Source organism: Streptomyces sp. NPDC004561 (assembly GCF_053602155.1).
In genome coordinates this window covers 1-9,061 of the sequence record NZ_JBSGDB010000365.1, presented here as the reverse complement: position 1 = coordinate 9,061, position 9,061 = coordinate 1, and the positions used below count along the sequence as shown (strand labels likewise).

At 73.0% G+C, this 9,061-nt stretch carries 10 protein-coding genes and 1 pseudogene; 10 read left to right on the top strand and 1 reads right to left on the bottom strand.

Annotation, left to right across the window (positions count from 1 at the left end):
* The 4 genes and pseudogenes from ACWEN3_RS34090 to ACWEN3_RS34075 form a co-directional block, all read left to right on the top strand.
* A pseudogene (locus tag ACWEN3_RS34090) lies at positions 1-189 on the top strand (hypothetical protein); the annotation flags it as partial.
* Positions 186-848 carry a response regulator gene (locus tag ACWEN3_RS34085; protein WP_452978840.1) on the top strand — a complete coding sequence of 221 codons (663 nt, stop codon included), beginning with the start codon at positions 186-188 and terminating at the stop codon, positions 846-848. The pseudogene ACWEN3_RS34090 and the gene ACWEN3_RS34085, both read left to right, overlap by 4 nt.
* 87 nt (positions 849-935) lie before the next feature.
* Positions 936-1,829: an alpha/beta fold hydrolase gene (locus tag ACWEN3_RS34080; RefSeq protein ID WP_452978838.1), complete on the top strand. Its 894-nt coding sequence runs from the start codon at positions 936-938 to the stop codon at positions 1,827-1,829.
* A gap of 10 nt (positions 1,830-1,839) precedes the next feature.
* Positions 1,840-2,544, top strand: a complete 705-nt coding sequence (locus ACWEN3_RS34075) for an alpha/beta fold hydrolase (protein WP_452978836.1) — start codon at positions 1,840-1,842, stop codon at positions 2,542-2,544.
* Between the two features lie 36 nt (positions 2,545-2,580).
* Here the strand turns inward: ACWEN3_RS34075 and ACWEN3_RS34070 are convergent, their stop codons facing one another.
* Entirely contained in the window at positions 2,581-4,194 is a 1,614-nt protein-coding gene (locus ACWEN3_RS34070) for an acyl-CoA synthetase (protein ID WP_452978834.1), read from the bottom strand.
* A gap of 188 nt (positions 4,195-4,382) precedes the next feature.
* Here ACWEN3_RS34070 and ACWEN3_RS34065 point away from each other — a divergent pair, with 188 nt between their 5' ends.
* The 6 genes from ACWEN3_RS34065 to ACWEN3_RS34040 all read left to right on the top strand — a co-directional run.
* Entirely contained in the window at positions 4,383-5,183 is an 801-nt protein-coding gene (locus tag ACWEN3_RS34065; RefSeq protein WP_452978831.1) for a crotonase/enoyl-CoA hydratase family protein, read from the top strand.
* 16 nt (positions 5,184-5,199) lie between these two features.
* The gene (locus tag ACWEN3_RS34060; protein WP_452978828.1) at positions 5,200-6,141 is read left to right on the top strand and encodes a Zn-ribbon domain-containing OB-fold protein; all 942 of its coding nucleotides are present in this window, start codon (positions 5,200-5,202) and stop codon (positions 6,139-6,141) included.
* Entirely contained in the window at positions 6,138-7,205 is a 1,068-nt protein-coding gene (locus ACWEN3_RS34055) for a thiolase domain-containing protein (RefSeq protein ID WP_452978825.1), read from the top strand. The genes ACWEN3_RS34060 and ACWEN3_RS34055 overlap by 4 nt, the downstream gene beginning before the upstream one ends.
* Complete coding sequence (locus tag ACWEN3_RS34050) at positions 7,202-8,368, top strand: thiolase domain-containing protein (protein ID WP_452978822.1); 1,167 nt, start codon at positions 7,202-7,204, stop codon at positions 8,366-8,368. The genes ACWEN3_RS34055 and ACWEN3_RS34050 overlap by 4 nt, the downstream gene beginning before the upstream one ends.
* An 82-nt stretch (positions 8,369-8,450) precedes the next feature.
* Positions 8,451-8,693, top strand: coding sequence for a DUF397 domain-containing protein (locus ACWEN3_RS34045; protein ID WP_452978819.1), 243 nt, complete (start codon positions 8,451-8,453; stop codon positions 8,691-8,693).
* Positions 8,694-8,829: 136 nt separating this feature from the next.
* The coding region (locus ACWEN3_RS34040) for a universal stress protein (RefSeq protein WP_452978817.1) at positions 8,830-9,061 on the top strand (232 nt) is incomplete at its 3' end.

The following is a 9,061-nucleotide window of genomic DNA, read 5'->3' as shown; positions in this document are numbered from 1 at the left end:
GTGCCCCCTGCCGGACGGTCCGAACCGTCAGCCCGCCTGGCCGCCCCGCAGCGCGGACACCGCGCTCCTCGCCGCCTTGATGGCCCCCGTGTTGAACTCACCGCGGGGCCGGGCCCGGAGGGCGGTTTCCGGGTGGTGGCACGGCTGCCGCTGGGCGCGTCGGCCGCGAGCGCGGTGGAGGTGCGATGACCATCCGGGTGGTGCTCGCCGACGACCAGCCGCTGGTGCGGTCCGGTCTGCGGGTGCTCATGGCCGACCAGCCCGACCTGGAGGTCGTCGGTGAGGCCGCCACCGGGGCCGAGGCGGTACGGCTGGCCGGGGAACTCGGCCCCGACGTGGTGGTGATGGACATCCGGATGCCCGGCATGGACGGGATCGAGGCCACGCGCCGGATCACGGCCTCACCGTCGGGGGCCCGCGTCCTCGTCCTGACCACCTTCGACGAGGACGAGCACGTCCACGGGGCGCTCCGGGCCGGTGCGAGCGGTTTCGTGGTGAAGGACATGGCGCTCGACGACATCCTCGCGGCGCTCCGCGTGGTCGCGACCGGCGACGCGCTGCTCGCGCCGGCTGTGACGCGCCGTCTGATCGCGGACTTCCTCGCGCGGCCCACGGCTGTCCCGGAGCGCGCCCCACGGCCGGTCGAGGGTCTCACCGAGCGGGAACGGGAGGTGCTGACCCTGGTGGGACGGGGCCGGTCGAACGCCGAGATCGCGGAGGACCTGTTCATCACGGTGGCCACCACCAAGTCGCACGTCTCCCGGCTGTTCACCAAGCTGGGCGCCCGGGACCGGGTGCAACTCGTGATCACCGCCTATGAGACGGGGCTGGTCACCCTCCCGGGCTGAGCGGGCTCGCGCGGCCTCGCGATCGCCAACCCGCGCCGTCCGGAAAGGAGTTGCGGGTCCTTCGGGCGGAGCCGGATGATCAGGCGCATGCCGACCCTCACCACAGCCGACGGTACGCGGCTCGCCTACCACCTGCGGGGCGAGGGCGAGCCCCTCGCCGTCCTGCCCGGCGGGCCCATGCGCGCCTCCGCCTACCTCGGGGACCTCGGCGGGCTGACCGCGCGGCGCCGGCTGGCCCTGCTGGACCTGCGGGGCACCGGTGCGTCCGGGGCGCCCGCGGACCGGGCGACGTACCGCTGCGACCGGATGGTCGAGGACGTGGAGGCGTGGCGCGGCCACCTGGGCCTTGAGCAATTGGATCTGCTCGCCCACTCCGCGGGCGCCGCCCTGGCGATGCTCTACGCGGCCCGCCACCCGCACCGGATCCGGCGGCTGGTGCTGATCACCCCCAACCCGTCCGCGCTCGGCATGCGGGCGACCGCCGAGGACCGGCTGGCGGCGGCGCGGCTGCGGGCCGGCGAGCCGTGGTTCGCGAAGGCGTTCCCGGCCTTCCGGGCGTGGCTCGCGGGCGAGGCGGAGTTCGACGACGTGTTCCTGCCGTTCTTTTACGGCCGCTGGGACGACTCCGCGCGGGAGCACGCGGACGCCGAGCTGGAGCAGACCAACGAGGAGGCGGGCGACGCCTACTCCGGCGACGGCGCCTTCACTCCGGACGCGACCCGGGCCGCCCTCGCGGGCCTGGCCGCGCCCGTCCTCGTGTACGCGGGCGAACTCGACGGCGGCCCGCGGCCCGACCTGGCCCGCCGCACCGCCGACGCCTTCCCGGACGCCGAGTTCACCGTGCAGCCGGGCGCCGGTCACTTCCCCTGGCTGGACGCCCCGGAACGGTTCCGCGACCGCGTCGCAGCCTTCCTCGACCGCCCCGCGCCCACCGCTCTGCCGTCGGCAGAGGAGACGGCCCGGGACGCGACGGACGGCTAGCGTGCCCGGCATGGACACCACACCGGCGTACACCGTCCGGGCGAACGGCATCACCCTGGCCTGCCGCAGCTGGGGCCCGCGCGACGCCCCGCCGATCCTGCTGTTGCACGCCCGGGGCGCCGACGGCGCGGACTGGTCCCGGATCGCCGAACGGCTCGCGGCACCTCCGGTGCCGCGCCGGGTGCACGCCCCCGACCTGCGCGGCCACGGACGCAGCGACCGGCCGGGCGAGTACGGTCTGGAGGAGATGAGCGACGACGTCCACGCGCTGATGGGTGCCCTCGGTATCGGCGGCACCGATGTGGTGGGCCACTCGCTGGGCGGAATCGTGGCCTATCTGCTGGCCCAGCGTCACCCCGGCGTCGTACGGCGCCTCGTGCTGGAGGACGTCTGTGCGCCGGTGCCGCTCGACCCGCCCCGGCCGCCCGCCGAACGGCCCGCGGCCGAGCCGCCGTTCGACTGGGCGATGGTCCGGGCCACCGACGAGCAGCGCAACACACCCGATCCCAGGTGGTGGGAGCACATGTGCCGGATCACCATGCCCGCACTGGTGATCGCGGGCGGCCCCACCAGCCACATCCCGCAGGACCAGGTCGCGAAGCTGGCGGAGCTCATCCCGGACGCCTCGCTGGTCACCGTCGACGCCGGGCACCTGGTGCACGAGACCCGCCCGGAGGAGTTCCTCGACGCGCTGACCGAGTTCCTCGGCCGGTGAGCACGGCCGGCGCCCGAGGACGCCGGCGTCCCGGTGCTACCGGTCGGCCGCCACCGCCACTTCCCGTGCCCAGCGGTAGTCGGCCTTGCCGCTCGGCGACCGCTGGATCGAGTCCGTGATCACGAGCTGGCGGGGGATCTTGTAGCCCGCGAGCCGGGTACGGCAGTGGCCCTGGATGTCGGCCAGTGAGGGGCGCGGGGCTCCCTCGCGCAACTGCACCACGGCCGCCACATGGTTGCCCCACGTGGTGTCCGGGACACCCGCGACCAGCGCGTCGTACACGTCCGGATGCGCCTTGAGCGCCTGCTCGACCTCCTCCGGATAGACCTTCTCGCCCCCGGTGTTGATGCACTGCGAGCCCCGGCCGAGGACGGTGACCACGCCGTCCTCGTCGACGGTCGCCATGTCGCCGAGGAGCACCCAGCGCTGCCCGCCCTTCTCGAAGAACGTCTCGGCGGTCTTGCGCGGGTCGTTGTAGTAGCCGAGCGGGACGTGCCCGCACTGGGCTACCCGGCCCACCTCGCCCACGGCGATCGGCGCACGCGTCGCCGGATCCACCACCTGTGTACGGGAGTTGACCCGGATGCGGAAGCCGCGCTCGGGCCCGGAGTCCTCCGTCGCCGTCCCGTTGAAGCCGGACTCGGAGGAGCCGAAGTTGTTCAGCAGCAGCGCGGTCGGGACCAGCTCGCGGAACTGCGCGCGCACCGTCTCCGACATGATCGCGCCCGACGAGGAGACGCTGAACAGCGCCGAGCAGTCCGTGCCCTTCATCGGCCCGCCCAGCGCGTCGATCAGCGGGCGGAGCATCGCGTCACCGACCAGGGACACACTGGTCACCTTCTCCCGCTCGATGGTGCGCAGCACCTCCTCCGGCACGAACTTGCGGTGCAGCACGACCCGTTGGCCGAAGTTGAAGGCGATGAACGCGGTGAGGGTCGAGGTGCCGTGCATCAGCGGGGGAGTGGGGAAGAAGGTGATGCCGGAGCCGCCCGCGGCGACCCGCTCGGCCAGCTCCCGGGGTGTCCTCACCGGCTCACCGGTCGGCGCCCCGCCGCCCAGCCCGGCGAAGAACAGGTCCTCCTGACGCCACATCACCCCCTTGGGCATGCCCGTGGTGCCGCCGGTGTAGATGATGAACTGGTCGTCCCCCGACCGCGCCGGGAAGCCGCGCCCGGGCGAGGCGGCCGCCTCGGCCTCCGCGAAGCCGGCCGCCGTCGCGATCCCGGCCGGACCCGCGCCCACCCGCAGCAGGCGCCGCAGCTTCGGCGTGCGCGGCAGCGCCCCCGCCACCCGGTCCTCGAACTCCGCGTCGTAGACCAGCGCGGCCAGATCGGCGTCCCGGTAGAGGTACACCAACTCCTCTTCGACATAGCGGTAGTTGACGTTGACCGGGACGACCCTGGCCTTCATGCAGCCAAGCACGGTCTGCAGGTACTCGACGCCGTTGTACAGATGCAGCCCCAGATGCTCCCCGGGGCCAATCCCGCTGTCGATCAGGTGGTGGGCGATCCGGTTGGCCGCGGCGTCCAGCTCCGCGTACGTCAGCCGGCGCTCCGCGCCCGTGCCGGGGTGGTCGAGGTACACCAGCGCCTCGCGGTCCGGGACCACGTCGACGACCGACTCGAACAGATCGGCAAGGTTGTACTCCACCGCTCCTCCTGACCCCGGCAGCCGTGACGGAGAAAGGCGCGTCCGTCGCATCGCCCGGTCATCAGAGCAAAGCGCGCCGTAACTGGGAAGGCATCGGGCGAAGAAATCTGACTGTCTGTCAGCAAACCCTTGAAGTGCCCTGCCACCTACTGCAACCTGTTCTCGTTCTTACCGAGGGGAGATGGCCCATGGGTGGGACGGAACACCTGACCGTGCGGCGCGAGGGCGCCACGCTGGTGCTCACGCTGAACAGGCCCGAAGCGAAAAACGCGCTCTCGCTGCCGATGCTCGTCGGCCTGTACGACGGCTGGCTCGAGGCCGACGAGGACGACGCGATCCGCTCGATCGTGCTCACCGGGGCCGGCGGCTCCTTCTGCGCCGGCATGGACCTGAAGGCACTGGCCGGCGACGGCATGCAGGGGGAGCACTACCGCGACCGGCTCAAGGCCGACCCCGACCTGCACTGGAAGGCGATGCTGCGCCACCACCGCCCCCGCAAGCCGGTGATCGCCGCCGTCGAGGGCCACTGCGTCGCGGGCGGCACCGAGATCCTCCAGGGCACCGACATCCGGGTCGCGGGCGAGTCCGCCACCTTCGGCCTCTTCGAGGTCCGGCGCGGACTGTTCCCGATCGGCGGCTCCACCGTCCGCCTGCAACGCCAGATCCCGCGCACCCACGCCCTGGAGATGCTGCTCACCGGACGGCCCTACAGCGCCCAGGAGGCCGCCGGCATCGGCCTCGTCGGCCATGTCGTGCCCGACGGCACCGCGCTCGCCGGGGCCCTGGAGATCGCCGAGCGGATCAACGCCTGCGGCCCGCTCGCCGTCGAGGCCGTCAAGGCGTCCGTGTACGAGACCGCCGAGATGACCGAGACCGACGGCCTCGCCGCCGAACTCGAGCGCGGCCGGCCCGTCTTCGACACCGCCGACGCCAAGGAGGGCGCCCGCGCCTTCGCGGAGAAGCGGCCCCCCGTCTACAAGCGCGCCTGACCCGAGGAGCACCCCGATGCCCGACGTCCTCAAAGCGCCACTCGTCGTCGAATTCCCCTTCACCCGCTCCCTCGGACCCGTCCAGAGCGCCTTCCTCACGGGCCTGCGCGAACGCGTCGTCCTCGGGGTGCGCACCATCGGCGGACGCACCCTCGTCCCGCCCGTCGAGTACGACCCCGACACCGCCGAGGAGATCACCGACCTGGTGGAGGTCGCCCCCACGGGCACGGTCACCACCTGGGCCTGGAACCACGCCCCCCGCCGCGGCCAGCCCCTCGACGCCCCCTTCGCCTGGGTCCTGGTCCGCCTCGACGGCGCCGACACCGCCCTGCTGCACGCCCTCGACGCCCCCGGCCCCGACGCCGTCCGCACCGGCATGCGGGTCCGCATCCGCTGGGCCGGGGAACGCACCGGAGCCATCACCGACATCGCCTGCTTCGAGCCGTACGACGGCGAACCCGCCGAACCCGGGGGCCACACGGGCCGGTTCGACAACCCCCTCACCGGGATCGTCGCCCCCGCCCGCCTCGACTACACCTACTCGCCCGGCCGCGCCCAGACCGACTACATCGCCGCCCTCTCCGGGCAGCGGACCGTCGGCGAACGCTGCCCCTCCTGCCACAAGGTGTACGTCCCGCCGAGGGGCGCCTGCCCCACCTGCGGTGTCGCCACCACGGAACAGGTCGAGGTGGGACCCCGCGGCACGGTCACCACCTTCTGCATCGTCAACATCAAGGCGAAGAACCTCGACATCGAGGTGCCGTACGTCTACGCCCACATCGCCCTCGACGGCGCGGACCTCGCCCTGCACGCCCGGATCGGCGGCATCCCCTACGACCAGGTGCGCATGGGCCTGCGGGTGGAACCGGTGTGGACGCCCGGCGCGCGCCACCCCGACCACTACCGACCCACCGGCGAGCCCGACGCGGCCTACGAGACGTACAAGGAGCTGCTGTGACCAGCGAGGAAGCCCCCGCGCGGGACATCGCCGTCGTCGCCTTCGCCCAGTCCGACCACCGGCGCTCCACCGAGGAGTCCTCCGAGGTCGAGATGCTGATGCCGGTGCTGCACGAGGTCCTGGCGCGGACCGGCCTGAAGACCGCCGACATCGGCTTCACCTGCTCCGGCTCCAGCGACTACCTCGCCGGCCGCGCCTTCTCCTTCACCCTCGCCCTCGACGGCGTCGGCGCCTGGCCGCCGATCTCCGAGTCCCATGTCGAGATGGACGGCGCCTGGGCCCTGTACGAGGCCTGGACCAAACTCCTCACCGGGGACGCCGACACCGCGCTCGTCTACTCCTACGGCAAGTGCTCACCCGGCTCGGTACGGGACGTGCTCACCCGCCAGCTCGACCCGTACTACCTGGCCCCCCTGTGGCCCGACTCCGTGGCCCTCGCCGCGCTCCAGGCGCAGGCCCTCATCGACGCCGGCGACACCGACGAGACGGCCCTCGCCGCCGTCGGCGCCCGCAGCCGCGCCGACGCCACCGCCAACCCGCACGCCCAGCTCAAGGGCCGGGTACCGCACGGCGACCACGTCGTACGGCCCCTGCGCACCGGCGACTGCCCGCCCGTCGGCGACGGCGCGGCCGCCGTGATCCTCGCGGCCGGGGACCGGGCCCGGGAACTGTGCGAACGGCCCGCCTGGATCCGGGGCCTCGACCACCGCATCGAGGCACACGCCCTCGGCGTGCGCGACCTCACCGACTCGCCCTCCTCCCGGCTGGCCGCCGAGAAGGCCGGCGCCTTCGAACGGCCCGTCGACACCGCCGAGTTGCACGCGCCGTTCAGCTCCCAGGAGGTGGTCCTGCGCAAGGCGCTCGGCCTCGGCGACGGCGTGCGGATCAACCCCTCCGGCGGTGCCCTCGCCGCCAACCCGGTCATGGCCGCCGGACTCATCCGCATCGGCGAGGCCGCCGCCCGCATCCACCGCGGCGAGTCCGACCGCGCCCTCGCCCACGCCACCTCAGGGCCCTGCCTCCAGCAGAACCTGGTCGCCGTACTCGAAGGGGATCCACGATGAGCAAGGAGCCCGTGGCCGTCACAGGGATCGGCCAGACCAAGCACGTGGCCGCCCGCCGGGACGTGTCGATCGCCGGACTCGTCCGCGAGGCGGCCCGACGGGCCCTGGACGACGCCGAGTTGACGTGGGCCGACATCGACGCCGTGGTCATCGGCAAGGCGCCCGACTTCTTCGAGGGCGTGATGATGCCCGAGCTGTACCTCGCCGACGCGCTCGGCGCCGTCGGCAAACCCATGCTGCGCGTGCACACCGCCGGCTCCGTCGGGGGATCCACCGGCCTGGTCGCCGCGAACCTCGTCGCCGCCCGCGTCCACGGCACCGTCCTCACCCTCGCCTTCGAGAAGCAGTCCGAGTCCAACGCCATGTGGGGCCTGTCGCTGCCCATCCCCTTCCAGCAGCCCCTGCTCGCGGGCGCCGGCGGCTTCTTCGCCCCCCATGTACGCGCCTACATGCGGCGCAGCGGCGCCCCCGACCACATCGGCTCCCTCGTCGCCTACAAGGACCGGCGCAACGCCCTGAAGAACCCCTACGCCCACCTCCACGAACACGACATCACCCTGGAGAAGGTCCAGGCGTCGCCCATGCTGTGGGACCCCGTCCGCTACTCCGAGACCTGCCCGTCCTCCGACGGCGCCTGCGCCATGGTCCTCACCGACCGGGCCGGAGCCGCCCGCGCGCCCCGGCCGCCCGCCTGGCTGCTCGGCGGCGCCATGCGCAGCGAACCGACCCTGTTCGCGGGCAAGGACTTCGTCTCCCCGCAGGCCGGCAAGGACTGCGCCGCCGACGTCTACCGGCAGGCCGGCATCGCCGACCCGCGCCGGGACATCGACGCCGTCGAGATGTACGTGCCGTTCTCCTGGTACGAGCCCATGTGGCTGGAGAACCTGGGCTTCGCCGAGGAGGGCGAGGGCTGGAAGCTCACCGAGTCCGGGGTGACCGAACTCGACGGCGACCTGCCCGTCAACATGTCGGGCGGCGTGCTCTCCACCAACCCCATCGGCGCGTCCGGCATGATCCGCTTCGCCGAGGCCGCCCTCCAGGTCCGCGGCCGGGCCGGAGAACACCAGGTGGACCGCGCCCGCAGAGTGCTCGGGCACGCCTACGGCGGCGGCTCGCAGTTCTTCTCCATGTGGCTCGTGGGAGCGCAGCCGCCCGACGCCTGAAAGTCCTCCCCACGTGGGCTGTTGGGCATCGTGAGCGGTCGCTAGGCTGACCCGCGGACGACGAACCGGGAGGAGTACGGACGTGGCCGAGAGCATCACCCAGCAGCAGCCGCTCGTGGGCTGGGACAAGCCGGAGCTGGACCTCAGCAGTGCCGAGTGGCAGTCCAGCAGCCGAGGTCTGGGCGATGTCCAGATCGCCTTTGTCGAGGGCTTCATCGCGATGCGCAACAGCGGCAGCCCGGAGAGCCCCTCCCTGATCTTCACGCCGGCGGAGTGGGGCGCCTTCGTCTCCGGGGCACGGGAAGGGGAGTTCGACCTCACCTGAACCGGGCCCACCTGACCTGAACCGGGGGTGTTCCGAGCCGTTTTCCGGACACGCGATCAGCAGCGCCCTGCGGGGGCCGCGCCTGAGCCAGGCTGGCCCCAGCAAGGGGAAGGTCGTGTTCCGGAGGTGAGGAAGCATGAGCACTGCGCCGGTCATCGCCGCGGTCGACGGTTCCGAGGACAGCCTGCGCGCACTGGAGTGGGCGCTGGACGACGCCCGCCGCCGCGCGGCACCGCTGCGGGTGGTCCATGTGCGCCAGTACGCCGCGTGGGGGCAGGCCGACGTGCTGGTCGCCGCGCCGCCCGAGGCGGGCGGCGATCTGGTCCTCGACGAGGTGCGCGCCCGGCTCGACGCCGGCGCCGGCGTAC